Genomic DNA, 25,748 nt, shown 5'->3' on the forward strand with positions numbered 1-25,748 from the left:
ATGTCATTCGACATGCGGGTTTTTTTCGCCAGTGCGTCTCGCATCGGCGTACTGATGCAGTCTCAGGCCGGCAGCAGACTGCGCGCGATTTTCAGTAATTGCCTGGCGGCGTCTTCCGGCGCGGTATTGTTGGGCAGCGAGCTGACGGAGCAGGTGGCCGGGATGGGGTAGGGCTGCACCGCTTTTTCCAGGCGCGCCTGGATCTGCGCCAGCGTTTCGCGGCCACGTTGGCGCAGACGCGCGGCCAAGACGTCGGGATGGGTCGTGACCTCGATGGCTGTCAGATGGGGATAGCGCGCGTGAGCCAAGGCCAGATGCGCGCGCGAACCGTTGATGATGACGACGGCGTTACCCGCCAACCACGTATCGATCTCGATGCCGATCCCGTAATGCAAACCATGGCTATGCCAGTGCAGTGCGAAACAACCCAGATCGATGCGGCGTTGGAACTCGGCGTTGCTCAATGCGACCGAGGATTCGTCCGCACTGCTGGGCCGAGTGATATAACGGTGCGCGACCAGTACAGGCTCGTCAGGTTGCAGTGTGGTGCGCAGATGGCGCAGCAACGTGTCTTTTCCGCTGCCGGAAGCGCCCATGAGGTAAAGCAGCCGTTGTCCGCGCTGTGCCTCCTTGGTGACTGAGGGTGCGGCCGCTGGTGCGATGAAGATAGGGTCCATGCTTGTTCGTGTTGGCTAGGGGCGGAGTACGCATTTCGTGCCTGTGGGTGAGCAGGTGCGGATGCGCTGTGGCAGAGTCGTCGCACTCACGCGTACTGAGCATCAACCTGCGTCTCGAGGAGCGGTGCGCCAGCCCCGTCACGCGTTGTGCCATCAAAACCGTAGTGGCGCGCCACCACAAAGTCTGCGCCCCGTTCGGGCTCTACGTAGAGGCTGACAGCATTGACGGGCATAGGGCATCGCAAGGCAGCATTTTCCAGAACATCGAGCTGGGCTTGCGCTTCACGCATTGCCGTGTCGTCCAATTGCCCCGTCAACGTGATGTGAAAGGTAAACGTATCGAATGCATAGGGATAGCCCCAGCGATCGAGCATCTCGCGTTGTGCGGGGCTGAGGCGTTGCGGTTGGCGGCGTGCCAGATCGGCAGGCTCGGGCGGTGCACGAAACGCATCGAGGTCGGCAACGGCGGCACTGGCCAGCGCGTTCATTCGGGATAGGGCATGTTTATCGTCGATGCACCAGGCCAGAAAACCGCGCAGGGATTCGCGTCGCAACGGGATGCCGAAAGGCGTTTGTTTTGCAGCGAATGCGCGCACCGCCTGGTCCAACGCGGCAGCGTTTTGCCCATCGCGCAATCGAAACGGAGCCTTTAGCGTAGCGTGCAGCCCATAGCGGCGTGGCGCGCGGGTCCATTCATCCACGCGCGGATCGGCGCTCTGCACGCGAGGCAGGAGTGCGCCGGTGTCTTCGCAACGACCGAGCCAACGACGACCTAAATCGCGCCACGCGCCCACTGGGGCCAGATATAAGGCATAACGATAAGCAGGGCTCATGACTATGTTCGTGTTCGAATGGTGAAGCGCCGGTTGTCTACGTGCATCGAATGAACCTGATTTACAAGTATTGCCTTTGCATGGCTGATCTTATTTACGCCGCGAGGCGCTCAGCCTCGGTCGAGTCAAAGCGACGTGCCGCATAACGCAACACGCCGCCGACAATCGCCGCGCAGACGCGGGGCAGGCCCGGTACGCTGTCATCCACGATGATGGCGTCGGCCGCTTGTCCCGCCGCCAGCGATCCTCGATCAGTCAGTCCCGCCGCGCGGGCTGGGTTGGCGGAGACGAGGTCCCAGGCTTTTTCCAGCGGAAGAATGTTCTGTTCAACCAGACGCAGCGCTGCGGTCAAGGGCGCGGGGTAGTAGTAGTCAGACGTGAGAATGTCGCACAGGCCAGCGCGGATCATCTCGGTGGCATTGGGCGCGTTGGTATGGCTGCGGCCACGCACGACGTTGGGCGCGCCGAATACCGTGGCATCACCCAGGTCACGCGCCAGGCGTGCGACATCGGTTGTGAGCGGGAACTCAGCGACGCGGCAACCCAGTTGATGGTAATAGCGACGAGTGGTCGGGTCGGGGTCATCATGAGAGGCCACACTCAAGCCCGCCGAGCGCGCGCACTGCGTCAGATCGCGCATCGCGTCGGCCACCTCATTGGCGCACGACAGTGCCTGGCGAATACGCGCCTGAAACGTATCCAGGTCGCACTCCGCGCGGTCGGCATATTGCAGAAGCTTGCGATCATCTCCCAGACGGCGCGCCATGCCGGGCAGGTGATCATTGAGCGCCAGAAACTGGACGAGGCCGGCACGTATCCATTGCTGCGCGATCTCGACGCCACCAATATGATGCGTCTCAAAACGCAAGTGCACGTGGTGCCGAGCCCCCATCGCGGCCTGCATGCGTTCCAACGATTCAAACATCCGCTCGGCATAAGTTTCGCCGCGCAAACCGCCTTCCCACGACAGGGTGACACCATGAAACTCGGTCGTGATACCGTTGGCCAGCAATTGCCGGTCTACGTCGTGGAGCGCAGCATCATAAGGAAAAGTCACGCCGGGCCGGGGCATGATGGCGCGCTCAAAAGCATCGCCGTGCAGATCGATGATGCCGGGCAAAACCAATAAATTGCCGGCATCCAGCCACGACGCGCCCGTGGCGGGCGAGCCGCTCGTGTCAGCGATACGGCCGTCGTGAAAAGTGAGTCGGCCACGGGCCAAGCCGGCGGGTGTCAGTAAACGCTGTCCGGAAATGCCCGTCAGCGCTGCGCAAGAGGTGGGTATCGAGTTCATGCTCATACCTTATCGAGCGACTATGACAACTGGATGTCTAGATGAATTTTTGTGGGCGATGATCGTGGTATTTGGCGGACGAGGTTCAAGCCGTGTCGTTGGCGATGACCAGTTGCACCGAGTCGCCGCCAAAACGTGTGAGGCTGTACTGCAATGGCGTGCCGTCGCTGTCCACATTCAACGATTCGACTTGCAGGATCGGGCGGGTTTTGGGCTGGCTCAGCAGCCGCGCGACCTCGGCAGACGGCAGTATCGCGGTAATGCGCGACCATTTGCGTGTGTAATCGGTCACCCCGTAATGGGCGTACGCGCGCGAGATGGATCGCAGCGTGCGCAGCCGATCGGCAAAATCGGGGAAACGGTTTTCGTCGATGTAGTGGTCCGAGACGTCAATACAACGATTTTCGGCTTTACCCAGCGATTGCACGCGCAGCAGCGGGGCGGTGCGCGCCAGTTCCAGGTGCCGGGCGATGTCCGCGGCGCGCAGGCTCTGGCAGCCTATGACCTCGATATGGCCGAGCACGCCTTGATTCAACAGGTTCTCGGAAAAACGCGTACGGCGGCCGATGGCATAGTCGATCGCATGCTCTTGCACAAAGGTCCCGCGGCCTTGTTCAATGCGCACTAATCCGCCTTGCTCCAATTCGCTCATGGCGCGTCGGATGGTATGGCGGTTGACCGAAAATTTGGCGGCCAGCTCTGGCTCGGTCGGCAGGCGCTCACCCGGAGCATAGAGTTTTTTGCGGATGTCTTCCGCCAGCAGTTCGCCGATTTGTCGCCAGACAGCGACGCCAGAGCCTCGTTCGACCATATTAAAAATCCGTTCCCGTAATGGCAGCTTCATGTTGCACGGCCATGATTGTGCATCAGCCGCGAGCCGATGTAATGCCAGCGTCGCATCGGGGCCGCGTGTCATAAAAAATTCACGCGCCGGTGTTTTACTGAGCGCTGTTCCAGATTATATTTCATCCAGTCGTCTAGACGTATAGATAACAAGCGCACGCCATTTCGCCTTTTCTATTCGTTATCTCGACCCGTCTGCTCTCACTGGAAACCCTACCTATGTCTGCATTGACTCAATCTTCTACGACTTCTTCGCCGCCCGACGCGGCTGGCAGCCGCGCTGCCTGGATGCGGGTCCTGGCGCTGGCTGAGCCCGCCGCGTTGGACCAGGCCGTCAAAACACTGGGGCCGTTGCCTGCGCACCGAGCACTACGGGCACCGGAGCGCGGCATGGCGATGGTCCGTGCGCGCAGTGGCGGCACTGGCGCGCAATTCAATCTGGGTGAAATGAGCATCACGCGCTGTGCCGTCACGCTCGAGGGCGGCATCATGGGCGTGGCGTATGTCCAGGGACGCGAACGCCAGCATGCCGAGCAGGCAGCGATTCTGGATGCCTTGCTGCAGCGAGACGATTGGCATGATCGCATCCAGTCGCAGGTGATTGCGCCGTTGGCCCAGGCGCATCATGAGCGCGCGCAGCATCGCGCGCGTGTCGCCGCGCAAACGCAAGTGGAGTTCTTCACGATGGTGCGGGGGGAAGACTGACATGTTGACGATACCGACTCCTGTACCGAGCGCGCCGCCTGCGGCCGGCTTCGCCGATACGGTGATGCAGTCGCAGCAGACATTCCGTGCGGCCCTGCAGGCTCTGGCTCATCCCGGCAGCATTCACGATATTGCCGTCGAATGCGGCGTGCCGCCTGGGCTATCGCTGGGGATGACGGCCATGTTGCTGGCGCTGGCCGATGTGGACACTCCTGTATGGCTGCCGGCCGAGACAGATGAAGCTGTACGCCACTATTTGCGGTTTCATTGTGGATGTCCGCTGGTGAACGAGCCGATGCAGGCGCGTTTCGCCGTGGTGCCTGCGGGTCACATGGCCCCCAGCCTGGCGCAATGCGATCCCGGTGACCCTGCTTATCCCGATGCGTCTACGACGTTGCTGTTCGAGGTCGAGTCGCTGAGCCATGATCCGGGCGCGGCCTCGGTCGTGTTGAGCGGTCCCGGTATTGCGGGTCAGCGGACATTGGCGGTGACCGGTTTGCCGACAGATTTCTGGATGCAATGGCGGGCCAATCACCAGTTGTTCCCGTTGGGCGTGGATGCATTTTTGATTCGGGGCAGCCAGTTGTGTGGCCTGCCTCGTACTGTAATAGCGGAGGGCTGACATGTACGTCGCTGTCAAAGGAGGCGAACGCGCCATCCTGAATTCCTATCGCATGCTCGATGCCTATCGGCGAGGCGATACGAGTATTCCCGAACTGAGTCTGGCGCAGATCCGCGAGCAGATGCCTCTGGCCGTGTCGCGGGTGATGGCCGAAGGTGCGCTTTACGATCCACACTTGGCCGCGTTGGCGATCAAGCAGGCCGCCGGCGATGTGCTCGAGGCCGTATTTCTGCTCAGAGCCTATCGCACTACGTTGCCGCGCTTTGGTTATACGCAGCCGGCAGATACCGCACGCATGCGTTTATCGCGGCGGATATCCTCCACGTTCAAGGATGTGCCAGGCGGGCAGATTCTCGGGCCCACTTATGACTACACCCAACGGTTGCTGGATTTTTCCTTGGAAGCAGACGGTGACGATGCGCGTGATGAGCCCTTGCTTCCCGCGGCACAGCCTGTCGCGGCCTCCATGCCGCGTGTGACGGATCTGCTGCAGCACGACGATCTGATTGATCAAGAGCCTGTTCCGTCCGGTGATCCGGCGCCGTTCGATTTGACGCGGCAGCCCTTGAGTTTCCCCGCTGGCCGCGATGCGCGTTTGCAGAATCTGGCTCGCGCGGATGAGGGGTTCCTGTTGTCGATGGGGTATTCCACGCAACGCGGTTACGGCAATACGCATCCCTTTGCCGCCGAGATCCGCTACGGGTCGCTGGAAGTCGACATGTTCATCGAAGAACTGGGATTCGCCGTCACGATAGGCGAAATCGAATTGACCGAATGCCAGATGGTCAGCCAGTTCAGCGGCAATGCCCAGGAGGCGCCCAAATTCACCCGTGGGTATGGGTTGACCTTTGGCTATGGCGAACGCAAAGCGATGTCGATGGCCTTGGTCGATCGCGCACTCAAGGCCGAAGAACTCGGCGAGGCCGCTACTGCGCCTGCCAACGATCACGAATTTGTGCTGTATCACAGCGATAACGTCGAGGCGTCGGGTTTCGTTCAACACTTGAAACTGCCGCATTACGTAGATTTTCAAGCCAATCTCGAGTTGCTGCGTCACATGCGCGACGAGCAGGCCACGGCGCAGGCTGCCGAGATGTCCCATGTTCTGGCCGATGAGGCGGTTTCATCATGAACGCAGTCAACACCACGGTCGCCCGCGACGACCATTACAACTTCGCGTATCTGGACGAATCCACCAAGCGCATGCTGCGCCGGGCTTTGCTCAAAGCAGTTGCCATTCCGGGTTACCAAGTGCCATTTGGCAGCCGCGAGATGCCGTTGCCGTATGGCTGGGGCACGGGCGGTATTCAGGTGACTGCGGCCATCATCGGCACGGACGATGTGTTGAAAGTCATTGACCAGGGCTCTGACGACACGACCAACGCGATCAACATCCGCCGATTCTTCGGCCGCGTGACAGGCGTGCGTACAACCGAGTCCACGCGCGAGGCCACTATCGTGCAGACGCGCCACCGTATTCCCGAGACGCCGTTGAGCGAAGGTCAGATCATGGTGTATCAAGTGCCGATCCCCGAGCCTCTGCGCTGGCTGGAGCCCAGCGAAACCGAAACACGCACCATGCATGCGTTGGCGGAGTATGGCGGTATGCATGTGAAGCTGTACGAAGACATTGCGCAGCATGGGCATATCGCGACGACATACGATTATCCCGTAATCGTCAACGGCCGCTACATGATGCGTCCTTCGCCGATTCCGAAATTCGATAATCCCAAACTCGATAACAATCCGGCGTTGATGTTGTTTGGCGCGGGCCGTGAAAAACGCGTTTATGCGGTGCCGCCTTATACCCGCGTGAAAAGCCTGGATTTTGAGGATCATCCCTTTCGTGTCGAGCAATGGGATCAGTGTTGTGATCTCTGCGGTTCCACGCATAGCTACCTGGATGAAATCATTCTGGATGATCAGGGCACGCGGCGCTTCGTTTGCTCAGACACTGAGTATTGTGCCGATCGTCAGGCCAACGGCCACAAGGGACCGGCCTTGACTGTAGACGCGGAGGCCTCGGTATGAATCCCCAACCTTTGCTTTCCGTACGTGACATGACATGCACCTGGGACGGCGTGCATGGTTGCCGCGATATCAGTTTTGACCTGCACCCCGGTGAGGTGCTGTGCGTAGTGGGCGAGTCGGGCTCGGGCAAGAGCACCTTGCTGCAAGCCGTGTCGTGGCAGATGCAACCCGAATCCGGCAGTGTCTGGTACGACATGCGCAATCGTGGCTTCGTCGATCTGGCGTCTCTGTCTGCCGCGCATTTGCGACTGCTCGCGCGCACGGACTGGGGGTTTGTTCGTCAAAACGCCCGTGATGGCCTGCGCATGCAGGTCAGTGCAGGCGCCAATATTGCCGAGCGCCTGATGGCAGTGGGCGAACGCCACTACGGCGACTTGCGCAGCACGGCAGGTGCCTGGCTGGAAAAGATGGAAATCGATGCCGGCCGATTGGATGATGCGCCCGCCGCATTTTCGGGCGGGATGCAGCAACGCCTGCAGATTGCCCGCAACCTGGTTACGTATCCGCGCATGGTCTTTATGGACGAGCCGACGGCGTCGCTGGACGTTTCGGTGCAGGCGCGATTGCTGGATTTGCTACGTCAACTCGTCGCTGACCTGAAGCTTGCCGCGATTGTCGTGACGCACGATCTGGCAGTGGCGCGTTTGCTCGCGCATCGCACGCTGGTCATGCGGGGCGGCCGTGTCGTCGAAAGCGGGCTGACCGACCAGATTCTGGATGACCCGCAGCATCCGTATACGCAGTTGCTGGTGTCCTCGATTTTGCAGAGCTGATTCACTATGAACACATCACATGTACTGTCGTCCGCATCAGCGGTAGCGCAATCGGAGTCGAATGCCTCAGCCGCAACGTTGGCAGGCAATTCGGAGACCGCTGAACAGGAGGGCTGGCGGACACAATCGGATTCGCCGGATACGGCTCTCGTCCAGGTTCGCGGGCTGGGCAAAATGTTCACCCTGCATAACCAGGGAGGCGTGCGTCTGCCGGTCCTGCAAAACGTCGATTTCGATGCCGGTCCTGGAGACTGCCTGGTGTTATCCGGCCCATCTGGCACGGGAAAAAGCACGTTGCTGCGTTGTCTCTACGGCAATTACCTGGCCACCGAGGGCAGCATCCGTATGCGCGACGGCGAACGCTGGGTCGAACTGACTCGTGCACCCGAGCAGCAGATCCTGAAACTGCGGCGCGACATCATTGGTTATGTCAGCCAGTTTTTGCGGGTGATTCCACGGGTGCCCACATTGGACGTCGTGGCTGAGCCTCTGCGCGAGCGTGGTGAGGATGTCGAGACGGCTCGCGAGCAGGCGGCAGCATTGTTGCACCGTTTGAACGTGCCGCAGCGTTTGTGGGGCTTGCCTCCCGCGACCTTTTCCGGCGGAGAGCAGCAGCGCGTGAACATCGCACGTGGTTTTATCGGCGGCCACCCGGTATTGCTGCTCGATGAGCCGACCGCTTCACTGGATGCGGACAATCGTGCCGTCGTTGTGGCGCTGATCCGCGAAGCCGTTGCCGCAGGCCGGTGTCTCATTGGCATCTTTCACGACGAAGCGGTACGCGACGAAGTCGCGACGCGCATTTTGCCCATTCAGCCGGCCGTGCCTGTCGGCGCCTCGGAGTAATCCATGTCAGCCCAGTATCTCACCCATGCCCGCATCGTATTGCCGGACGCTGTACTGACGGACAGCGCCATTTTGATCAAAGACGGCATCATCGCCGCCATCGAGCCTCAGGGCGTGCGCGATGCCGAGGTGGTCGATTTGCAGGGCCAGACCCTGCTGCCCGGGTTGATCGATGTACATTGCGATGCCATCGAGAAAGAGGCCGAGCCTCGCTCGCGCGTGCTGTTCCCTCTGGATTTTGCGGTGGCGCAGGTGGACCGCCGCAATGCGGCGGCAGGCATCACGACCCCATACCACGCCTTGTCATTCTCCAATAGCGAATGGGGCGTGCGCAATAACGAGACGGCGTCCAGGCTGGCGCGCACGGTGCAGGCATTCCGTACGCACAGCCTGGTCGACAACCGGGTGCACTGCCGTTACGAAATCACCGATGCCGCCGCCATGCCCGTGTTGCAGGCGCTGCTGGAGGAGGGCGCGGTCGACCTGCTTTCCGTGATGGACCATTCGCCAGGGCAGGGGCAGTTCAAAACCCTGGAGGCCTATCTGCAATACATGATGGGCAACCACGCGATGAGCCGCGACGAAGCCGAAGAAGTGGCGCGCGCCAAGCTCCAGGCGCGAGACGGCGCTGCGCATCGTGTCGAGACCCTGCTGGCGCAGGCGCATCGTCTCGGTATCCCCACGGCCAGCCATGATGACGATTCGGTGCAACGTATTGCGACCATGCGCAATCTGGGCGTGTCGATGAGCGAGTTCCCGATCAACCTGGACACGGCCACGGCGGCGGTGTCTTGCGGCCTGCCCACGATTCTGGGGGCGCCCAATATCTTGCGTGGCCAAAGCCAGAGCGGGTCCATGCGGGCCATAGATGCGGTGCGCGCGGGCGTAGCAGGGTGTTTGTGCTCCGATTACCAGCCGTCGACCTTGATCGCCGCCGCCTTTGCGGTCGCGGCACAGACTGACCTGACCTTGCCGCAGGCGATTGCCCTGGTGACTGCCAATCCGGCAGATGCCTGCAAACTGAGCGACCGCGGCCGCTTGGTCGAGGGCCTGCGCGCGGATATGGTGGCGGTGACGCTGCTGGGCGATTTACCGATGGTGACACATGCCTGGTCTGCGGGGCGGCTGGTATTCTCGTCGCATTATCGTGTCACCTCGCCCCGGTACGAGCGTGAAGCGGTCGCAGCCTGAGGAAACGATGCCTAATCGGCAACAAATTGAAAGGTTTGGGGCGGTCTGACACCTCCCGTGACACGCGTCACACAGTGCTTGCCATAATCCCAGCTAAAATCCCGGTATTCAGCAAGGCTCCAACCTATCATTCATCACTCAGGAGGACCACCTCATGGCCCTAGTCTCCATGCGCCAGCTGCTCGACCACGCTGCTGAGCACGGTTACGGCATTCCCGCTTTTAACGTCAATAACCTGGAACAAGTCCAGGCCATCATGGAAGCCGCTGCCGAAACCGACAGCCCGGTGATCATGCAGGCCTCGGCTGGCGCGCGGAAATACGCGGGCGAGGGCTTCCTGAAATACCTGATCCAGGCTGCGGTCGAGTCGTACCCCCAAATCCCTGTGGTCATGCACCAGGATCACGGCCAATCCCCCAAGATCTGCCAAGGCGCGATCGACCTGGGATTCTCCAGCGTCATGATGGACGGCTCCTTGAAAGAAGACGGCAAGACCATCGCTGACTACGACTACAACGTCAACGTCACCAAAACCGTCGTCGACGCCGCGCACAAGCTGGGCGTGACCGTCGAAGGCGAGCTGGGCTGCCTGGGCTCGCTCGAAACCATGATGGGCGACAAGGAAGACGGTCACGGCGCCGAGGGCACCATGACCCGCGATCAGTTGCTGACCGATCCCGAGCAAGCCGCCGATTTCGTGCGCAAGACCCAGCTCGACGCCCTGGCCATCGCCATCGGCACCAGCCACGGCGCATACAAGTTCACCCGCAAGCCCACCGGCGACATCCTGTCGATCTCCCGCATCAAGGAAATCCACGCTCGCCTGCCGAACACCCACCTGGTGATGCACGGCAGCTCCAGCGTGCCGCAAGACCTGTTGGCCGAAATCCGCGAATTCGGTGGCGACATGAAGGAAACCTACGGCGTGCCCGTCGAGGAAATCCAGGAAGCCATCAAGTACGGCGTGCGCAAGATCAACATCGACACCGACATCCGTCTGGCCATGACCGGTGCGATCCGTCGTTTCTTTGCTGAAAACCCCAGCAAATTCGACCCGCGCGAATACCTGAAGCCGGCCCGTGCCGCTGCCAAGGCGATCTGCGTCCAGCGCTACACCGAATTCGGTACCGCCGGTAACGCCAGCAAGATCAAGGCCATCCCCTTGACCGACATCGCCCAGCAGTACGCCTCGGGCAAGCTGACGCAAGTCGTACAATAAGGCCTGCTTCTTATTGTCCGTTGTAGACGCCGCCCACCGGGGCGGCGTCTGCATTTGCAGTAATCTATGCTTCTTTTGCGATAGGCCGATCCGTGACTTCCGCTCTGCACCAATCCAGCATCAAATCTCTGCCGCTACTGGGTCGCGGCAAGGTCCGCGACATGTACGCCGTGGGTGACGACAAATTGTTGATCGTCGCGTCTGACCGCATTTCCGCGTTCGATGTCATTCTCGACGACCCCATCCCCGGCAAAGGCCAGGTCCTGACCGAGCTGACGGAATTTTGGCTGAGCAAGCTCGCGCACATTCTGCCGAACCATTCCACGGGCGTGAAACCCGAGGACGTGGTCGCGCCCGACGAGCTGGACCAGGTGCGTGGCCGCGCCGTCGTGGTCAAGCGTCTGAAACCCATCCTGGTCGAGGCGGTAGCGCGTGGCTATTTGATCGGATCGGGCTGGAAAGACTACCAGGCCACTGGCGCCGTATGCGGCATCAAGCTGCCGGCCGGCCTGAATCAGGCCAGCAAGCTGCCCGAGCCGATTTTCACGCCGGCGGCCAAGGCCGAGTTCGGTACGCACGACGAAAACGTCGATTTTGCCCACGTGGTGAACGAAGTCGGCCAGGAAATGGCCGAGCGTATTCGTGACGTGACGCTGCGTCTGTACGCCGAGGCATCTGCTTTTGCGGCGACCAAGGGCATCATCATTGCCGACACCAAATTCGAATTCGGCCTGGACGATGACGGCCAGCTGTACCTGATGGACGAGGTCCTGACGCCTGATTCGTCGCGTTTCTGGCCCGCCGACGGCTATCGCGAAGGCATCAGCCCCCCGTCGTTCGACAAGCAATTTGTGCGCGACTGGCTGGAAACCCAAACCTGGGACAAAACCCCGCCGGCCCCGCGCCTGCCCCAAGAAGTCCTGGAAAAAACCGCCGCGAAATACCGCGAGGCGCTGGATCGCTTGATGGCGTAATCCCGGTTTCATGCGGCGTCACGGCGCCGCATGGCCAGCGGTATCGCAAAAGCAGGGCCCGTTCTCAACGGCCTGGCGTAGGTCTTTGGGTGAGGCAAGCTCCTGCGCGCGTTGCTCAATCTTGGCGCGGCGCTGGGTAGGCAGGGACGCTATGACGTCATCAAGTTTTTTGGCCATGTTTGCGCTCCTTTTCCTTTTGCCTGCATATCGATTTCTCGGCGTTTGGGAGGCTGAATCCTACTTCGACTGATTATCGGAGTTGAGCTTGTGTCAGTATTCGGACAAATGTCAGACCAAGCGCTGTTCGATCTTGCGAAGCAAGTGAGAAGCGGAAACTGGCGACTCCAGCGTTGTCAGTTCAAACCGATGCTGACGGCATGCGTGTTGGCGTCGATTTGACGTTGCCACCTAGGGCTCCAGGCTGTCCTGGGCAGTCTGCGGGCAAGGCCGGGTAAAATACCAGGTTTTCCGCCCGTCGCGCCCCGGCGCGGCGCCTTCTTGCCTTGCGATTTAGCTATGACGACGACTTCTTCCGCCTCTGCGCCGGCTACCCCTGTGGTGGGCGTGATCATGGGTTCTTCCAGTGACTGGGACATCATGAAAAACGCCGTAGACATGCTGGAGGCCTTTGGCGTGCCCTACGAGGCGCGCGTCATCTCCGCGCATCGCATGCCGCAGGACATGGCGGAATACGGCGCTGCGGCGCGGTCCCGCGGCCTACGCGGCATTATTGCCGGGGCAGGGGGCGCGGCCCATCTGCCGGGCATGATGGCCGCGCTGACCGAGGTTCCCGTATTCGGTGTCCCTGTCCCATCGCGCTACTTGCGCGGTGAGGACTCCCTCTTGTCCATCGTGCAAATGCCCAAGGGCGTACCGGTCGCGACCTTCGCCATTGGCGAGGCCGGTGCCGCGAACGCCGCCTTGCACGTGATCGCCACCTTGGCCACGACCGACGACGCCTTGCACCGCCAACTGACGGCATTCCGTGCCCGCCAGACCGAAGCGGCACGCAACATGATCGTTCCCCCGCAGCCCTGACCTTGCCACGAGCCCGCGTGGCGGGCCGCTCATGCGTATGACTTCCTCTACTGATTCTTTCACGATTGCCCCCGGCGGTTGGCTGGGTATGCTGGGCGGCGGCCAATTGGGCCGGATGTTCTGCCACGCCGCGCAAAGCCTGGGTTATCGCGTCGTCGTGCTGGACCCGGACGCTGATGGTCCTGCTGCCGTCGTGGCGGATCGTCATATCCAGGCGGCCTATGACGATGCGGCGGGTTTGGCTGAGCTCGCCCGTAGCTGCCGTGCGGTGACGACCGAGTTCGAAAACGTGCCGGCAGACAGCCTGCGTGCACTGGCTGCAGCGCAATGCCGCGTCAGCCCCGCCGGTGATGCCGTGGCCGTTGTCCAGGATCGCATCGCGGAAAAAACCTTCATCGCGTCGCAGGGCATTCCTGTCGCGCCGCACGCTGCGATTCACGCACAACAGGATTTGATCGATGCTCCCGATACACTGTTTCCGGGCATCCTGAAAGTCGCCCGCTTGGGTTATGACGGTAAAGGCCAGGCACGGGTAACCACGCGTGCCGAGGCGCAAGCCGCCTTTGCCGAGTTCGACGGTGTGCCGTGCGTACTTGAAGCATTGATGCCGCTGGACTACGAAATTTCCGTCGTCCTGGCGCGCGGTTTTGATGGCTCGGACGTCGTGTTCCCGGTCGCACGTAATCTACATCGCGATGGGATTTTGGCTGTATCGACGGTGGCGGCTACGGATAGCGATCCTGCACACGCTCAACGGCAAGCCAAGGCCACCGAGGCTGCACGCGCCATTGCGCAGGGGTTGGGTTACCACGGCGTATTGTGCGTCGAGTTTTTCGTATTGACCGACGGCAGTCTGGTCGTCAACGAAATCGCGCCGCGCCCGCATAACAGCGGCCACTACACCATCGACGCCTGTGTCAGCAGCCAATTCGAGCAGCAAGCGCGTGTCATGGCGGGTTTGCCCCTGGGCAGCACTGCATTGCTGGCGCCCGCTGTCATGTTGAACATCCTGGGCGATATCTGGTTCGAGCCTGGCGCGACGACGCCTCGTGAGCCCGATTGGTCGGCTGCGCTGGCAGTGCCGTCCGCCAAGCTGCACCTGTACGGCAAACACGAAGCCCGCCGGGGCCGCAAAATGGGTCACGTGACGGTAGTCGCCGCCACCTTGGATCAAGCGCGTGCCGATGCGGCGCGCGTTGCCGCGGCGCTGGGCATGGCTGCGCCCGAATAACATCATGTCAACGCCATCGTCTGTTTCGTCCGAAACGTCTGCCGGTGCAAGTGGCAGGCGCGATGCGGGCACCGGCAGTCCTGTCGACGCCATATCGATTTCCCGTGCCGCGGATCGGCTGTTGGCAGGCGAACTGGTCGCGTTTCCCACAGAAACGGTTTACGGCCTGGGCGCCGATGCTGAAAACGCGCAGGCCGTCGCGCGCATTTATGCCGCGAAAGGACGTCCCTCCAATCATCCCGTTATCGTGCATGTCGCGCCTGGCGCGGATCTGCATTATTGGGCTCGCGAGATTCCGCCGCAGGCCCAGCGATTGATCGAGGCATTCTGGCCCGGCCCATTGACGCTGATCCTGCCGCGAGTCCGGGATCGCGGCGAGGTCGTCAGCGGCGGGCAAGACAGCATCGGGCTGCGTTGTCCCTCGCATCCGGTCGCACAGGCCTTGCTGAGCGCCTTTGCCGCAGGCAAGCCCAATGGACAAGGCGGTGTGGCGGCGCCATCGGCCAATAAATTCGGCCAGGTGTCGCCCACGCATGCGGATCATGTCCGTAGCGAATTTCCATCCGAAATGGCGCAGGGCATGATGGTGCTGGACGGCGGACCATCCGAGGTGGGGATCGAGTCCACGATTCTGGATCTTTCCCGATTGGAACAGGGCGTAGGTCCGGTTTTGCTGCGTCCCGGGCATATTACGCCCGCGCAGATCGAGGCTGTTCTCGGTGAACCAGTCGGCATGCCCGATGCCGCTGCGCCACGCGCGTCCGGCACGTTAAAGGCACATTACGCCCCGCATACTCCGCTGGAACTGGTCACGCCGCAACGTCTGGCCGAGGCGGCGAGTGGCCAGAGCCTGCCTGCCGGCCAGGTGGCCGTCGTCGCGTTTGACGCGGCCCCTGAGGCGTTGGACGACCGCATCGTCTGGCGTACCGTGGCTAATGATCCGGCCAGTTACGCGCAATCTCTGTACTCCATGTTGCGCGAGCTCGATAGCGGCCGTTATGTTCGCATTTTGGTCCAGACACCGCCACAGGATGACTCATGGCGCGCCGTCAATGATCGCATTGGCCGTGCAGCAGCGGCATTTTCGCTTGATACGACAGATCTATCTGAAATGTGATGTTGCAGGCAGGGCGTGGGGGTGATCGTTCGCTGATGCTTGCAGCCCCTCGCCACCCTGATATCCGACCGTCGCCGTCATCCTTTCGCCGATAGCAACGGCAACTGCAGCAACTGCTGCTGCTGCGCTTGCCGGCAACGCTGCACAGCAGTCGTCACCTTGCTCAATACCCAACTCAGTTGACGGTGATGTGGGCTTCTTTAATGATTTTCGCGTAGCGCTCCGAGTCGGTTCGCATCAGTTCCGCAAAAGCCTTTGGCGTGCTGCCAGTCGGTAAAAAGCCGGCATCCAGGAATTTCTGTGTGACATCAGGCTCGTGGACAATCTCGCTGATCTCCTTGGCCATGCGGGCAATAATGGGCTGGGGCGTGCCGGTCGGAGCCAATAATCCCGCCCATGACCCTGTCACGAAGCCAGGGATGCCTGCCTCTTCCATGGTGGGCACATCGGGCTCGGTGGGCCAGCGTTTTTTTCCAGTGAATGCCAGCACCTTGAGCTTGTCCTGCTTCACGTACTGCATGGGGACCAGGATCGGATCGAACACCATGGATACCCGGCCGGCCAGCAGATCGGTCAAGATCGGCGCACTGCCCTTGTAGGCGACATGCGTCATTTTGATCTTGGATTGCAGGGCAAAATCCGCTCCTGTCAGATGGGCGCTGGACCCTGTTCCACTGGACGCATAGGTCAACGCATCGGGATGGGCGCGTCCGTATTCGATCAATTCGGCCAGTGTGTTGACCGGCAAATCCTTGCTGACAAACAGGAATAGCGGCAGGTCGGCCATGTGGACGACGGGTTCGAGCTGCTTGGGGGAAAACGTGAGCTGGTACAGATGGGTGTTGATGACGTAAGCCGGCAGAATGCTCAAAAAGGTATAGCCATCTGGCTCGGCTTTGGCGGCGAGGGCAGATCCCAACGTACTGTTGGCGCCCGGCCGGTTCTCGATGATGATGGCTTGGCCCAGTCGCGACGAGAGCTTTTCCATCACAATGCGCGTGACGGTATCGGTAGCGCCGCCCGGGGTATACGGCACGATGATTTTGATCTGCTTGTCGGGCCAGGCATCTGCCGCCTGGACAGGGTGGCTATGCCAGGCAGTGCCGGCGACGATCACCGACAGCAGCGTCGTCAGGAGGGCGCGGCGCACCGGCCGTTTACCGCCGCTGCGGGAAAAATGAAATGCCATAAGCTTGTCTCCGCCAGTGAGGTTGGTCTAAGTGTTATGGGTCGTGGACCCCGCACAGAGTGCCTGGAAAGCGGCGCGCGCACGACCGGGGTTTCCCCTGAGTGGCTCACACGCCCAGGTAGCGCGCCAACTGTTCGGGCTCTGATGCCAGGGCTGGGCTGGCGCCCTGGTACACGATACGGCCTTTTTCCATGACCAGGCATCGATCGGTGTGCGCCAGTACGGCCCGGTAGTTACGATCGACGATCAAGGTCGACATGCCAGTGGCGCGAATCGCGGCAACGATCCTCCAGATTTCGGCCACGATCAACGGCGCGAGTCCCTCTGTCGCTTCGTCCAGGATCAACAGATCGGGGTTGGTCGTCAAGGCGCGGCCGATGGCCAGCATCTGTTGTTCGCCGCCGGACAATTGCTGTCCGCCATGATGCAGGCGCTCGGCCAGGCGCGGGAATGTGGCAAGTACGCGGTCATAGGTCCAGTCCGTTTGCCCCCGCGTGCCGGGTCGCGCCGCGACGAGCAGATTTTCGCGCACGCTGAGATTCGCGAACACACCGCGGCCCTCCGGCACATAAGCCAGACCTAGTCGCGCAATCGCGTGCGGTTGTGCGCGGGTGCAGTCGCGGCCGGCCACCGCGAATTGTCCCTGCCGGCTGCGTACGTGTCCCATCAGGGTGCGAATGAGGGTAGTCTTGCCCATGCCATTACGGCCCACCAGACCGACCGATTCGCCCGCACTGATGTGCAGATCAATACCACGCAGTACGTGGCTTGCGCCGTAGTAACTATGCAGGCCGCTGGCGTCGATCAGTGCGTGCATGAGCCGTCTCCCAGATAGGCGTCCTGCACTAGCGGATTGGCCCGAATCTCTGTGGGGCTGCCGCAGGCGATGACGCAGCCATTGACCATCACCGTAATGCGGTCGGCGTTACCGAATACCGCATCCATGTCGTGTTCCACCAGCAAAATCGCGTGCTCGGTCTTCAGGCTTTGCAGCAAGGCGAGGATGCGTTCGGTTTCTTCGGGGCCCATGCCTGCCAGTGGCTCGTCCAGCAACAGCACTTGCGGTTCGCCAGCCAGACACATGGCGATTTCCAATTGACGCTTGTGGCCGTGCGGCAGCAGGCCAGCAGGGGTGCTGCTGCGGCCGGCCAGACCTGTGCGCTCCAGTGCATGGCGGGCGAGCTCCCGGCTGCGGGTGCAGCCATCGGCTCGCCGCCACCAGTGCCAGAACCGCGGATTGCCGGCCTGCGCCGCGAGCCTGCAGTTCTCGAACACACTGAGCGTGGGGAAAATCGTTGAGCGTTGATAGCTGCGTCCCAGCCCTTGGCGTGCCCGCTGAGGCTGTGCCCAGGCGGTGATGTCCTCGCCGTTCATCAAGACCTGGCCCGCGCTGGCAGGCAACTCGCCGGACAGAATATTGATGAGCGTGGATTTGCCTGCGCCATTGGTTCCGATCACAGCGTGTACGGTGCCGCGATGCAAATCCAACGACACCTCATTGACGGCGACCAATCCACCAAAACGCCGCGTGATGCCGCGCGCGGCCAACATGGTCTCAGGCATGAGGGCCTCCAGAAATGGATAGGGACTGCGCTGCAGCCGCGTTGTTCGACGTGCTTGTTGGTGAGCCGGCAGCAAACGAGGAGTTCGCCGAGCGAGAGGTTGAGGCTTCAGCGCGGGAGCCTGCGTTGGTATTGGCCAGGGAGGGCCCCGTAGACCCAATGGAATGGGGGCCGCCTGACGCGCCGGCGAGACGCGCCGCACGGTGTTCGCGCCATTGCGCAGGCAGCCCGGCCAAGCCATTGGGCAACAGCGCCACCAGCGCGATGATGGCCAGTCCCAGGGGCAGATGCCAGTGCTTTGCATAATCGCCAAACAGGGCTTGCGATTGAAAGAGCTCCTGCAAGAGGATCAGCGTCACGGTGCCCAGCACCGCGCCGCCGAGTCGATGCATCCCTCCCAGAATGACCATCAGCAACACCAATCCGGATTGCTCCCAGGTCAGGAGCTCAGGCGTAACGAACCCGTCCTTCAATGCGTAGAGAAACCCCGCCAGTCCCGCCAACGTGGCGCCGATGACATAAGCCGTCAACTTGTACGGAAAGGTGGAATAACCGGCGGCGCGCATGCGTTGTTCATTCAAGCGAATACCGGTGAGCGCAGCGCCGAAAGGCGAACGTCCGAGCATGGCCAGAAAGCCCCACGTCAATGCCAGGCAGATCAGGACAAACAGGTAATAGACACCAGGGTTTTCGAGATCAAAAGGCATCCAGTCTGCCCATGACATCTGCGGACGGAAATACAGATAAATCCCGTCGCTGCCACCTCCGATGTCCGTGTCATGAAACACGTAATAGGCCATTTGCGAAAAGGCCAAGGTCACCATGATGAAATAGACCCCACGCGTGCGCAACGCGAGAGTCCCCGTGATCAATGCATAGATCGCCGCGCTGCCCAGCGCTGCCGCCAGCAGCCACAACAGTCCGCCGGCCTCTGATTCCGGCGACAGCAATGCGGCGGCATAAGCGCCAATGCCAAAGAATGCCGCGTGTCCCAGACTGATCAGTCCCGCACCGCCCACCAGCACCTGCAGGCTGAGTGCAAAGATCGCGTAGATCATGATCTTGATCGCCAGTCCGATGTAGTACTCATTGCCCGACAGCGGAAAGACCGCGAGTACGAGCAATACGGCAACAGGGATCAGTTTGCGTGCAGTGTTCATCAGTTGCCCCATGCTCAACCCTGCTTGAACAGCCCTTCGGGCTTGCACAGGAGAATGACGGCCATCAGCACGTACACCAGGATTCCGGCGGCGGACGGAAATAACACTTGGCCGAAAGTCTCTACCGTTCCCACCAGCATGGCCGCCAGAAACGCCCCGCGTATCGAGCCTATGCCACCGATCACCACCACGACAAAGCACATGATCAACACGCTATTACCCATGCCGGGATAGACCGACGACACCGGTGCGGCAATCGTGCCCGCCAGGGCGGCCAGTGCGACGCCTGCTGCAAATACGATGCGGTACAGACGGTTGATGTCGATGCCCAACGAGCCGATCATTTCCCGGTTGCTCGCGCCTGCCCGCACCATCATGCCCAGGCGAGTGCGCGTCAGAACCCAGTAAAGCAATATCGCCACGCCGATGCCGATCGCCGAGATGAACAAGCGATAGACGGGATACGTGAGAATGTCGTCCAACGGCACGCTGCCGGCGAGCCAGGGGGGTACGGACACGCCATGTACATCATTGCCTACCAGCAGGCTGCGGATTTCCTCGAACACCAGGATCAGCCCATAGGTCATCAAGACTTGCTGCAGGTGGTCGCGCCGATATAAATAGCTGAAAAAAGCCGCCTCCAACACGTAACCGAGCACGGTGGCCAATACGATGCACAGCACGAGCGTGGTGACAAAGCCACCGCCCAGCCAGCGCTCGACCAGCGGATTCAACGCGAACGCCATGTAGGCGCCGATCATGTAAAAACTGCCATGCGCCAGATTGATGATACCCATGATGCCGAAGATCAAGGTCAGGCCGCTGGCGACCAGAAACAGCAGCAGACCGTGCTGCAGGGCATTGAGGCACTGGATGAGAAAGGTGCTGGTATCCATGATGGCATTCGCGTCCGGTCGTCAAAGCTTGCAGCCCTGAGCGGGATCGGCCAATTGCTTGACTGCGACATCAATGACTTTGTTTTCTTTGCCGGAGACTTCGCGCAGATAGAAATCCTGCACCGGATTGCCGGCTGCAGATAGCGTGAATTTGCCGCGCGGGCTGTCTATCGTGGCGCTGCGTATGGCATCGCGGAACTTGGCCTTGTCCGTGATGTTGCCCTGTACGGCGGTCAGGCCGCTTTGCATCAGTTGCGCGGCATCGTAGCCTTGCACTGCATAGACATCGGGTTGCAGGTTGTTATAGGCCTTGGCATAGGCCGCACGGAAAGCGTTGTCGCGCGGCGTGTTCAGGCCATCGGCATAATGCAGCGTGGTGAGCAGGCCTTGTGCGGCATCACCCTGGGCGGGCAGCGTGCCATCGGTGAGAAAGCCCGTCCCATAGAGCGGGATGGACTTCTGCAGGCCGGACGCGTGGTAGTCCTGCACGAACTTTACCGCGCCGCCGCCGGCAAAAAAGGCAAACACCATGTCGGGCTTGATCGATGCGATTTCCGTCAAGAGCGATTGGAATTCCACATTGGGAAAAGGCAGCGTCAGGTTCTTGACGATCGTGCCGCCGGCTTTTTCAAAGCTCTCGCGAAATCCCGCCATTTGTTCTTCGCCGGAGGCGTATTTCCATGTAATCGTCACCGCCTTCTTGTAGCCCTTGGCAGCCGCCACCGGGCCCATGGCATACCCTGGCTGCCAGTTCGAAAACGAGGTGCGGAAAATGCCAGGGCCGCACATCGCGCCGGTGATCGCGTCAGCGCCGGCGTTCGTCACGATCAGGGTGGTATCGCTGCTCTTGGCCGCTTTGGCCAGCGCCATGGCGACACCTGAATGCACTGTGCCGATCACCACATCGACCTGGTCTCGCTTGATCAGGCGATTGGCATTTTCAGAGGCCTTGGCTGGATTGGACTCGTCATCGACCTTGAAATATTCCAACTCTCGCCCACCGAGTTTGCCGCCCTGTTCGGCGACATAGAGCTTGAATCCATTTTCAATGGCGGTGCCCAGCGCGGCATAGGTGCCGCTATAGGGCAGCATGAATCCCACTTTGATTTTGTCCGCGGCCAGCACCTGGCTGGCGGTCAACGCGAGTGCACTGGCAATCAGGGCACGATTCAGGGCGCGATGCATCATGGTTTGTCTCCTGGTTATTGTTGGCAGGCTCGCGAGCTCAGCCGTGCTTGTTCAGGCCGCCGATGAAATCAGCGACAGCCCTGATGACTACATCGGGTTGGTCTATGTGCGGGGAATGACGGCAGTCAGGAATTTTCAACAACCGGGTCTGTGCGGCTGCCTCACGAATGCTGTGAATCTGCGCCATCGTGCCGTACTCATCGTCCGCGCCCTGTATCGCTAATACGGGGCATTCGATCCGCGGCAAATACTCCTGGATATTCCAGGCGCGAAATGCGGGATTCAGCCAGATATCGTTCCATCCCCAGAATGCCGAGTCTGCATCGGCGTGATAGCGCGCCAGTTTGGCGGGCAGGTCTGTGTGTAAATAGGCCTGTCGCGCTTGTTCGATATGGGTGATAGTGACGTCTTCGACGAACACATGAGGGGCGGCGACAACGAGGCCGGCAATCGACCGGGGATGCATGGCGGCGTAGAGCAATGCAATCGAACCGCCATCGCTGTGACCAAACAGGATGGGACGATCGCGTTCGGCATCGATATGCAATGCCTTCAAGAACGCGGGCAAGATTTCGCCCGCCTGTTCGTGCATGAAAGTCACAGGCCATTTTTCTGTTGCGGGACGCGGTGTGGACTGCCCGTAGCCATAACGTGAAAACACCAGGCCACGGCAGGCCGCTGCATCGCACACGCGTTGCGGCCAGTCCTTCCACATGGTGACCGAGCCCAGCCCTTCGTGCAGGAATATCAATAGCGGGGCATCCTGCCTATCGGATGACAGCCAGCGATATTCCAGGCGCATCGTGCGTCCCTGCACATTCAGATTCGCCCAGGCAGTCTCCGTATCTTGTGTGTCGAGGGCCTTGATGGTGGCGGCCGTATTCATGAAATGCCCCGGGAAATCTCGCTGCTTTCCAATTGCCGCAACCGGAAGCGCTGTATTTTTCCTGTCGCCGTTTTCGGCAAGTCCTCGGTGAAGTTGATTTGCCTCGGATATTTGAACGGCGCCAGATGCTGCTTCACATACTGCTGCAGCGCCTCGCCGGTATCGGCATTGGGTTGAAAGCCCGGGCGCAGCACCACATAGGCTTTGGTTTTGATCAGGCCGTCATGATCGGGAACGCCGATCACTGCGGCCTCCAGCACGGCTTCGTGTTGAATCAACACGTTCTCGACTTCTACCGGCGAAACATACTGGCCGCTGACCTTTATCATGTCGTCGCTGCGGCCCGCATAGGTGTAATAGCCGTCCGCATCGCACAGGTACTTGTCGCCGCTTTTCAGCCATTCTCCCTGAAAGCACTGGCGCGTTTTATCGCGGTTGTTCCAGTACATCAATGCCGTGCTGGGCCCTTTGATATACAGATCACCGATCGTATTGGCTGCAACGATCCGGCCGTCCTCGTCGCGTAATTGCACCTCGTATCCCGGTACCGGTTTGCCTGTGGTGCCATAGCGCAAACTGCCCGGCTGATTGGACAAGAAAATATGCAGCATTTCGGTCGAGCCGATCCCGTCCAGGATCTCGCAACCAAAATGACGAGTGAAACGTTCGCCGATATCGCGCGGCAGGGCCTCGCCGGCAGAGGTACAGACGCGTATGGCGACTTGTTCGCGCGCCGGCAGGTCGGGGCAGGCGAGCATACTGGCGTAGAGCGTGGGCACACCGTAAAACACCGTGGGACGATGTTCGGTCAGCCGCTTGAATACTGCCTGGGGCGTGGGGCGTTCACTCATGACGACCACTGTGGCGCCGACTGCCAACGGAAAGCTCAGCCCGTTGCCCAACCCATAGGCGAAAAACAATTTAGCCGCTGAAAATACGATATCGTCTTCACGTATGCCCAACACCGGTTTGGCATAGAGCTCTACCGTGTGCCAGAGATTGCCATGGGTATGAACCACGCCTTTTGGCTTGCCGGTCGATCCCGACGAGTACAGCCAGAAGGCAATCTCATCCGACAGGGTGCGTACGGCAGGCGCCAGCGGCGCATCAGCCAGCCATTGCTCGAACTCGATGCTGCGCGCCGGCAACGCGCCCGCGGGGCGGGATACGATGATGTGTTCGATCTCGTGCGGACCTTTGCCTAACGCGGTTTGCAAGGTACCCAGCAGCTCGCCGGACACCAATGCCGCCCGCGCACGGCAGTGCCCCGCAATGTAGGCGTAATCCTCGGGCGTCAGCAGCGTGTTGACCGCGACTGGCACGACGCCTGCATGCAATGCCCCCAGAAATGCGACAGGCCAGTCCACGCTGTCATGCATCAACAGCAGCACGCGCTCTTCGCGGCGCAATCCCAGTTCTTGCAATGCGCCCGCACATCGAGCGACACGCTCGGCCAATTCGCCATAGGTGATACGCCGCGTGTCGTCGATATAGGCCAATTTGGCAGCGCGCGGGGCGTTCAATGCGGCCAGGTGGCTGGCAAAGTTCAACTCGGTGGGGCAGGGGTTCATGGGGCGTCTCCGTATTTTTATGGGCAGTTCTGACGTTGTCGCGTAGCTGGCCTTGCCTGCACGGCATGCATCAGCGCAGCGCGCCGCAGGGCGATCAAGCCGCCGTGAATTCAATCTCGCCATTGGGCAACAGGTACAGCACGAGCGCCTGCCCATCGCTGACCGTGGGTCGATGGGCGCTGCCCGGGCCATAGACCAGCCAGCCGGCACCATGTCCGTCGAATTTCGCGCTGTTATCGAGCGGCATGATCAGATCGATCTCGCCTTGCGGATGGGTGTGGTGCGGGCCCGCCAGGCGGTTCATGTCCACCACATCCACCGAGAACCCGTCCAGTCCGGCATCGGGCTTGATCACGCGGCCATAGCGGATGCCGCCACCCTCGCGGCTGCACATCCAGCCGTCGGCCACGCCCTGCCTACAGGCGGCAAAGACGGCTTGATACAGCTCGCTGTCCGGGCCCATCTCCTGATTCAAGCGGGCCTGCAGGGCGCCGTCCAGCGGCAGGCCTGCAATGGGGGAGGTAATGCGGCGCATCAAATCGTGGAAGGATGCTGGCGTACTCATGCTTTGTCTCGTCCTTTACACTGTGGCGCTTCGGCCGCAGCGTATGCAATGAATTGCTTTTTTTGGCGGGCATGCGTGCCGGTTGCGAGCCGGGTTAATGGAAAAATAGTGCTTCACACTAGTCAAGTCAAGCACTATAGTGCATAAAATTGCAGATATCAGGGTTTCCTCGGAGCTCAATCAATATGGTTCACCCGCTAGACAAGGAATCCTCGGAGTTGCGCCGAGAACCGTTTTTGATCGCGTTGGGCGAGAGAGTGCGGCGCCTGCGCGCCATCCGTGGCATGACGCGCAAAAGCCTGTCGCAAGTCACAGGCGTATCCGAGCGCCATCTGGCGAACCTGGAGCACGGCGTCGGCAACGCGTCGATCCTGGTGCTGCTGCAAATCGCCAAGGCGTTTAATTGCGCCTTGGCCGAATTGGTGGGCGACGTCACCACCGAGTCGCCGGATTGGTTGTTGATCCGCGAATTGCTCAGTGGCCGTACCGAGTCCGATTTGCAGCGGGCTCGCGAGGCGCTCGCGCAACTGTTCGGTGTGGGCGAGGGCGCGCAACGCCCCAATCGTTTTCAGCGTGTGGCTTTGATCGGCTTGCGCGGCGCGGGCAAGTCCACGCTGGGGCCGATGCTGGCCGACGACCTGGGTTATCCGTTTGTGGAGCTCAATCGCGAAATCGAGCGTGTTGCCGGTTGCGGCATTCTCGAGATTCACAACCTCTATGGCCCGAATGCGTATCGCCGCTATGAGCGCCGGGCGCTGGAGGAAGCCGTGCAGCTTTATCCGGAAATGGTGCTCGCCACGCCCGGGGGGCTGGTGTCCGAGCCGGCGACCCTGAATCTATTGCTGACGCATTGCTACACCGTCTGGCTGCGTGCGACGCCGGACGAGCACATGTCACGCGTCATGGCGCAGGGCGATTTCCGCCCTATGTCGGGCAACAGCGAGGCCATGGCGGATTTGAAACGCATCCTGGCGGGGCGCGAGGCCTTTTATGCCAAGGCAGACATGACCTGGATGACGAGTGGCCTGAGTCTGCAAGAAAGCTTTGGGGGCCTGCGCGCGCAGGTGCGCAAGGCTTGCGGGTTACCGCTTTAAGGCGCGATGCTCACTTTGGTGAGCACGCCTCACCATGCCGCTTTTACTGGCTGTTAACCCCGAGGCGAGAAGGCAGATGTTTCGGGGGAGAGGGTGGTTTGCGCACACAAGTTGGTCTATGGATGGGCCCTCCAGTGGGCATGAAAACTGCATTTTTGTGCATCTTTCGCTTGACGCGATTTTTTTTGTGCACTAATCTGCATTTTAATGCATCTGATGCAGTATTATTCCTATCAGGCCCCT

27 protein-coding genes are annotated in these 25,748 nt (G+C 60.8%); 13 read left to right on the plus strand and 14 right to left on the minus strand.

The window, feature by feature from the left end; all coding sequences use genetic code 11:
* Nucleotides 1–62: 62 nt before the first annotated feature.
* The 4 genes from phnN to phnF form a co-directional block, all read right to left on the minus strand.
* Nucleotides 63–677 (minus strand): phosphonate metabolism protein/1,5-bisphosphokinase (PRPP-forming) PhnN, encoded by a 615-nt coding sequence (gene phnN, locus ACYVIT_RS05245; RefSeq protein WP_415808521.1) that lies wholly within the window; start codon nucleotides 675–677, stop codon nucleotides 63–65.
* 86 nt (nucleotides 678–763) lie between these two features.
* Complete coding sequence (locus ACYVIT_RS05250) at nucleotides 764–1,510, minus strand: DUF1045 domain-containing protein (protein ID WP_415808522.1); 747 nt, start codon at nucleotides 1,508–1,510, stop codon at nucleotides 764–766.
* A 94-nt stretch (nucleotides 1,511–1,604) separates the two neighbouring features.
* Complete coding sequence (locus ACYVIT_RS05255) at nucleotides 1,605–2,804, minus strand: alpha-D-ribose 1-methylphosphonate 5-triphosphate diphosphatase (RefSeq protein WP_415808523.1); 1,200 nt, start codon at nucleotides 2,802–2,804, stop codon at nucleotides 1,605–1,607.
* 85 nt (nucleotides 2,805–2,889) lie between these two features.
* Nucleotides 2,890–3,615, minus strand: a complete 726-nt coding sequence (phnF, locus tag ACYVIT_RS05260; protein WP_415808551.1) for a phosphonate metabolism transcriptional regulator PhnF — start codon at nucleotides 3,613–3,615, stop codon at nucleotides 2,890–2,892.
* Between the two features lie 251 nt (nucleotides 3,616–3,866).
* Here phnF and phnG point away from each other — a divergent pair, with 251 nt between their 5' ends.
* The 9 genes from phnG to ACYVIT_RS05305 all read left to right on the plus strand — a co-directional run bounded on the left by phnG (nucleotide 3,867) and on the right by ACYVIT_RS05305 (nucleotide 12,008).
* Nucleotides 3,867–4,352 carry a phosphonate C-P lyase system protein PhnG gene (phnG, locus tag ACYVIT_RS05265; protein WP_415808524.1) on the plus strand — a complete coding sequence of 162 codons (486 nt, stop codon included), beginning with the start codon at nucleotides 3,867–3,869 and terminating at the stop codon, nucleotides 4,350–4,352.
* A gap of 1 nt (nucleotide 4,353) precedes the next feature.
* Complete coding sequence (phnH, locus tag ACYVIT_RS05270) at nucleotides 4,354–4,974, plus strand: phosphonate C-P lyase system protein PhnH (RefSeq protein WP_415808525.1); 621 nt, start codon at nucleotides 4,354–4,356, stop codon at nucleotides 4,972–4,974.
* A gap of 1 nt (nucleotide 4,975) precedes the next feature.
* Nucleotides 4,976–6,106 carry a carbon-phosphorus lyase complex subunit gene (locus ACYVIT_RS05275; protein ID WP_415808526.1) on the plus strand — a complete coding sequence of 377 codons (1,131 nt, stop codon included), beginning with the start codon at nucleotides 4,976–4,978 and terminating at the stop codon, nucleotides 6,104–6,106.
* Nucleotides 6,103–7,005, plus strand: a complete 903-nt coding sequence (locus ACYVIT_RS05280) for an alpha-D-ribose 1-methylphosphonate 5-phosphate C-P-lyase PhnJ (protein WP_415808527.1) — start codon at nucleotides 6,103–6,105, stop codon at nucleotides 7,003–7,005. The genes ACYVIT_RS05275 and ACYVIT_RS05280 overlap by 4 nt, the downstream gene beginning before the upstream one ends.
* On the plus strand, nucleotides 7,002–7,778 hold the full coding sequence (phnK, locus tag ACYVIT_RS05285; protein ID WP_415808528.1) for a phosphonate C-P lyase system protein PhnK: 777 nt from the start codon (nucleotides 7,002–7,004) through the stop codon (nucleotides 7,776–7,778). The genes ACYVIT_RS05280 and phnK overlap by 4 nt, the downstream gene beginning before the upstream one ends.
* A gap of 6 nt (nucleotides 7,779–7,784) precedes the next feature.
* Nucleotides 7,785–8,624, plus strand: coding sequence for a phosphonate C-P lyase system protein PhnL (gene phnL / locus ACYVIT_RS05290; protein ID WP_415808529.1), 840 nt, complete (start codon nucleotides 7,785–7,787; stop codon nucleotides 8,622–8,624).
* Between the two features lie 3 nt (nucleotides 8,625–8,627).
* Nucleotides 8,628–9,815, plus strand: coding sequence for an alpha-D-ribose 1-methylphosphonate 5-triphosphate diphosphatase (locus ACYVIT_RS05295; protein WP_460478164.1), 1,188 nt, complete (start codon nucleotides 8,628–8,630; stop codon nucleotides 9,813–9,815).
* A gap of 154 nt (nucleotides 9,816–9,969) precedes the next feature.
* Nucleotides 9,970–11,034 carry a class II fructose-bisphosphate aldolase gene (fba, locus tag ACYVIT_RS05300; protein WP_415808530.1) on the plus strand — a complete coding sequence of 355 codons (1,065 nt, stop codon included), beginning with the start codon at nucleotides 9,970–9,972 and terminating at the stop codon, nucleotides 11,032–11,034.
* Nucleotides 11,035–11,126: 92 nt separating this feature from the next.
* Nucleotides 11,127–12,008 (plus strand): phosphoribosylaminoimidazolesuccinocarboxamide synthase, encoded by an 882-nt coding sequence (locus tag ACYVIT_RS05305; RefSeq protein ID WP_415808552.1) that lies wholly within the window; start codon nucleotides 11,127–11,129, stop codon nucleotides 12,006–12,008.
* A gap of 18 nt (nucleotides 12,009–12,026) precedes the next feature.
* Here ACYVIT_RS05305 and ACYVIT_RS05310 read toward each other — a convergent pair whose 3' ends face one another.
* Nucleotides 12,027–12,185, minus strand: a complete 159-nt coding sequence (locus ACYVIT_RS05310) for a hypothetical protein (RefSeq protein ID WP_415808531.1) — start codon at nucleotides 12,183–12,185, stop codon at nucleotides 12,027–12,029.
* A 339-nt stretch (nucleotides 12,186–12,524) separates the two neighbouring features.
* Here ACYVIT_RS05310 and purE point away from each other — a divergent pair, with 339 nt between their 5' ends.
* From purE to ACYVIT_RS05325, 3 genes are read left to right on the plus strand one after another with little or no spacing between them, the layout of a single operon-like run.
* The gene (gene purE / locus ACYVIT_RS05315; protein ID WP_415808532.1) at nucleotides 12,525–13,046 is read left to right on the plus strand and encodes a 5-(carboxyamino)imidazole ribonucleotide mutase; all 522 of its coding nucleotides are present in this window, start codon (nucleotides 12,525–12,527) and stop codon (nucleotides 13,044–13,046) included.
* 37 nt (nucleotides 13,047–13,083) lie between these two features.
* Nucleotides 13,084–14,277 (plus strand): 5-(carboxyamino)imidazole ribonucleotide synthase, encoded by a 1,194-nt coding sequence (locus ACYVIT_RS05320; protein WP_415808553.1) that lies wholly within the window; start codon nucleotides 13,084–13,086, stop codon nucleotides 14,275–14,277.
* A 4-nt stretch (nucleotides 14,278–14,281) separates the two neighbouring features.
* Nucleotides 14,282–15,394: an L-threonylcarbamoyladenylate synthase gene (locus ACYVIT_RS05325; protein WP_415808533.1), complete on the plus strand. Its 1,113-nt coding sequence runs from the start codon at nucleotides 14,282–14,284 to the stop codon at nucleotides 15,392–15,394.
* A gap of 175 nt (nucleotides 15,395–15,569) precedes the next feature.
* Here the strand turns inward: ACYVIT_RS05325 and ACYVIT_RS05330 are convergent, their stop codons facing one another.
* The 9 genes from ACYVIT_RS05330 to ACYVIT_RS05370 all read right to left on the minus strand — a co-directional run bounded on the left by ACYVIT_RS05330 (nucleotide 15,570) and on the right by ACYVIT_RS05370 (nucleotide 24,411).
* A complete protein-coding gene (locus ACYVIT_RS05330; RefSeq protein WP_415808534.1) occupies nucleotides 15,570–16,583 on the minus strand; it encodes a Bug family tripartite tricarboxylate transporter substrate binding protein in 1,014 nt (337 codons plus the stop codon).
* A 106-nt stretch (nucleotides 16,584–16,689) separates the two neighbouring features.
* The gene (locus ACYVIT_RS05335; protein ID WP_415808535.1) at nucleotides 16,690–17,400 is read right to left on the minus strand and encodes an ABC transporter ATP-binding protein; all 711 of its coding nucleotides are present in this window, start codon (nucleotides 17,398–17,400) and stop codon (nucleotides 16,690–16,692) included.
* Entirely contained in the window at nucleotides 17,388–18,146 is a 759-nt protein-coding gene (locus ACYVIT_RS05340) for an ABC transporter ATP-binding protein (RefSeq protein ID WP_415808536.1), read from the minus strand. The genes ACYVIT_RS05335 and ACYVIT_RS05340 overlap by 13 nt, the downstream gene beginning before the upstream one ends.
* Complete coding sequence (locus tag ACYVIT_RS05345; RefSeq protein ID WP_415808537.1) at nucleotides 18,139–19,305, minus strand: branched-chain amino acid ABC transporter permease; 1,167 nt, start codon at nucleotides 19,303–19,305, stop codon at nucleotides 18,139–18,141. The genes ACYVIT_RS05340 and ACYVIT_RS05345 overlap by 8 nt, the downstream gene beginning before the upstream one ends.
* A 14-nt stretch (nucleotides 19,306–19,319) precedes the next feature.
* Nucleotides 19,320–20,201, minus strand: coding sequence for a branched-chain amino acid ABC transporter permease (locus tag ACYVIT_RS05350; protein ID WP_415808538.1), 882 nt, complete (start codon nucleotides 20,199–20,201; stop codon nucleotides 19,320–19,322).
* A 21-nt stretch (nucleotides 20,202–20,222) separates the two neighbouring features.
* Nucleotides 20,223–21,386: an ABC transporter substrate-binding protein gene (locus tag ACYVIT_RS05355; RefSeq protein WP_415808554.1), complete on the minus strand. Its 1,164-nt coding sequence runs from the start codon at nucleotides 21,384–21,386 to the stop codon at nucleotides 20,223–20,225.
* 40 nt (nucleotides 21,387–21,426) lie between these two features.
* Nucleotides 21,427–22,275 carry an alpha/beta fold hydrolase gene (locus tag ACYVIT_RS05360; RefSeq protein ID WP_415808539.1) on the minus strand — a complete coding sequence of 283 codons (849 nt, stop codon included), beginning with the start codon at nucleotides 22,273–22,275 and terminating at the stop codon, nucleotides 21,427–21,429.
* Entirely contained in the window at nucleotides 22,272–23,846 is a 1,575-nt protein-coding gene (locus ACYVIT_RS05365; protein ID WP_415808540.1) for a benzoate-CoA ligase family protein, read from the minus strand. The genes ACYVIT_RS05360 and ACYVIT_RS05365 overlap by 4 nt, the downstream gene beginning before the upstream one ends.
* A gap of 94 nt (nucleotides 23,847–23,940) precedes the next feature.
* Nucleotides 23,941–24,411 (minus strand): DUF4863 family protein, encoded by a 471-nt coding sequence (locus tag ACYVIT_RS05370; RefSeq protein WP_415808541.1) that lies wholly within the window; start codon nucleotides 24,409–24,411, stop codon nucleotides 23,941–23,943.
* A 185-nt stretch (nucleotides 24,412–24,596) separates the two neighbouring features.
* Between ACYVIT_RS05370 and ACYVIT_RS05375 the strand changes: the two genes are divergently transcribed.
* The gene (locus tag ACYVIT_RS05375) at nucleotides 24,597–25,505 is read left to right on the plus strand and encodes a helix-turn-helix transcriptional regulator (protein WP_415808542.1); all 909 of its coding nucleotides are present in this window, start codon (nucleotides 24,597–24,599) and stop codon (nucleotides 25,503–25,505) included.
* Nucleotides 25,506–25,748: the final 243 nt, after the last annotated feature.

It is taken from the genome of Bordetella muralis (assembly GCF_054781015.1).

Coding starts and splice junctions, on each gene's coding strand:
- phnN (WP_415808521.1), bottom strand. CDS start 677: ATGGACCCTATCTTCATCGCACCAGCGGCCGCACCCTCAGTCACCAAG.
- ACYVIT_RS05250 (WP_415808522.1), bottom strand. CDS start 1,510: ATGAGCCCTGCTTATCGTTATGCCTTATATCTGGCCCCAGTGGGCGCG.
- ACYVIT_RS05255 (WP_415808523.1), bottom strand. CDS start 2,804: ATGAACTCGATACCCACCTCTTGCGCAGCGCTGACGGGCATTTCCGGA.
- phnF (WP_415808551.1), bottom strand. CDS start 3,615: ATGGTCGAACGAGGCTCTGGCGTCGCTGTCTGGCGACAAATCGGCGAA.
- phnG (WP_415808524.1), top strand. CDS start 3,867: ATGTCTGCATTGACTCAATCTTCTACGACTTCTTCGCCGCCCGACGCG.
- phnH (WP_415808525.1), top strand. CDS start 4,354: ATGTTGACGATACCGACTCCTGTACCGAGCGCGCCGCCTGCGGCCGGC.
- ACYVIT_RS05275 (WP_415808526.1), top strand. CDS start 4,976: ATGTACGTCGCTGTCAAAGGAGGCGAACGCGCCATCCTGAATTCCTAT.
- ACYVIT_RS05280 (WP_415808527.1), top strand. CDS start 6,103: ATGAACGCAGTCAACACCACGGTCGCCCGCGACGACCATTACAACTTC.
- phnK (WP_415808528.1), top strand. CDS start 7,002: ATGAATCCCCAACCTTTGCTTTCCGTACGTGACATGACATGCACCTGG.
- phnL (WP_415808529.1), top strand. CDS start 7,785: ATGAACACATCACATGTACTGTCGTCCGCATCAGCGGTAGCGCAATCG.
- ACYVIT_RS05295 (WP_460478164.1), top strand. CDS start 8,628: ATGTCAGCCCAGTATCTCACCCATGCCCGCATCGTATTGCCGGACGCT.
- fba (WP_415808530.1), top strand. CDS start 9,970: ATGGCCCTAGTCTCCATGCGCCAGCTGCTCGACCACGCTGCTGAGCAC.
- ACYVIT_RS05310 (WP_415808531.1), bottom strand. CDS start 12,185: ATGGCCAAAAAACTTGATGACGTCATAGCGTCCCTGCCTACCCAGCGC.
- purE (WP_415808532.1), top strand. CDS start 12,525: ATGACGACGACTTCTTCCGCCTCTGCGCCGGCTACCCCTGTGGTGGGC.
- ACYVIT_RS05320 (WP_415808553.1), top strand. CDS start 13,084: ATGACTTCCTCTACTGATTCTTTCACGATTGCCCCCGGCGGTTGGCTG.
- ACYVIT_RS05325 (WP_415808533.1), top strand. CDS start 14,282: ATGTCAACGCCATCGTCTGTTTCGTCCGAAACGTCTGCCGGTGCAAGT.
- ACYVIT_RS05330 (WP_415808534.1), bottom strand. CDS start 16,583: ATGGCATTTCATTTTTCCCGCAGCGGCGGTAAACGGCCGGTGCGCCGC.
- ACYVIT_RS05335 (WP_415808535.1), bottom strand. CDS start 17,400: ATGCACGCACTGATCGACGCCAGCGGCCTGCATAGTTACTACGGCGCA.
- ACYVIT_RS05340 (WP_415808536.1), bottom strand. CDS start 18,146: ATGCCTGAGACCATGTTGGCCGCGCGCGGCATCACGCGGCGTTTTGGT.
- ACYVIT_RS05345 (WP_415808537.1), bottom strand. CDS start 19,305: ATGAACACTGCACGCAAACTGATCCCTGTTGCCGTATTGCTCGTACTC.
- ACYVIT_RS05350 (WP_415808538.1), bottom strand. CDS start 20,201: ATGGATACCAGCACCTTTCTCATCCAGTGCCTCAATGCCCTGCAGCAC.
- ACYVIT_RS05355 (WP_415808554.1), bottom strand. CDS start 21,386: ATGCATCGCGCCCTGAATCGTGCCCTGATTGCCAGTGCACTCGCGTTG.
- ACYVIT_RS05360 (WP_415808539.1), bottom strand. CDS start 22,275: ATGAATACGGCCGCCACCATCAAGGCCCTCGACACACAAGATACGGAG.
- ACYVIT_RS05365 (WP_415808540.1), bottom strand. CDS start 23,846: ATGAACCCCTGCCCCACCGAGTTGAACTTTGCCAGCCACCTGGCCGCA.
- ACYVIT_RS05370 (WP_415808541.1), bottom strand. CDS start 24,411: ATGAGTACGCCAGCATCCTTCCACGATTTGATGCGCCGCATTACCTCC.
- ACYVIT_RS05375 (WP_415808542.1), top strand. CDS start 24,597: ATGGTTCACCCGCTAGACAAGGAATCCTCGGAGTTGCGCCGAGAACCG.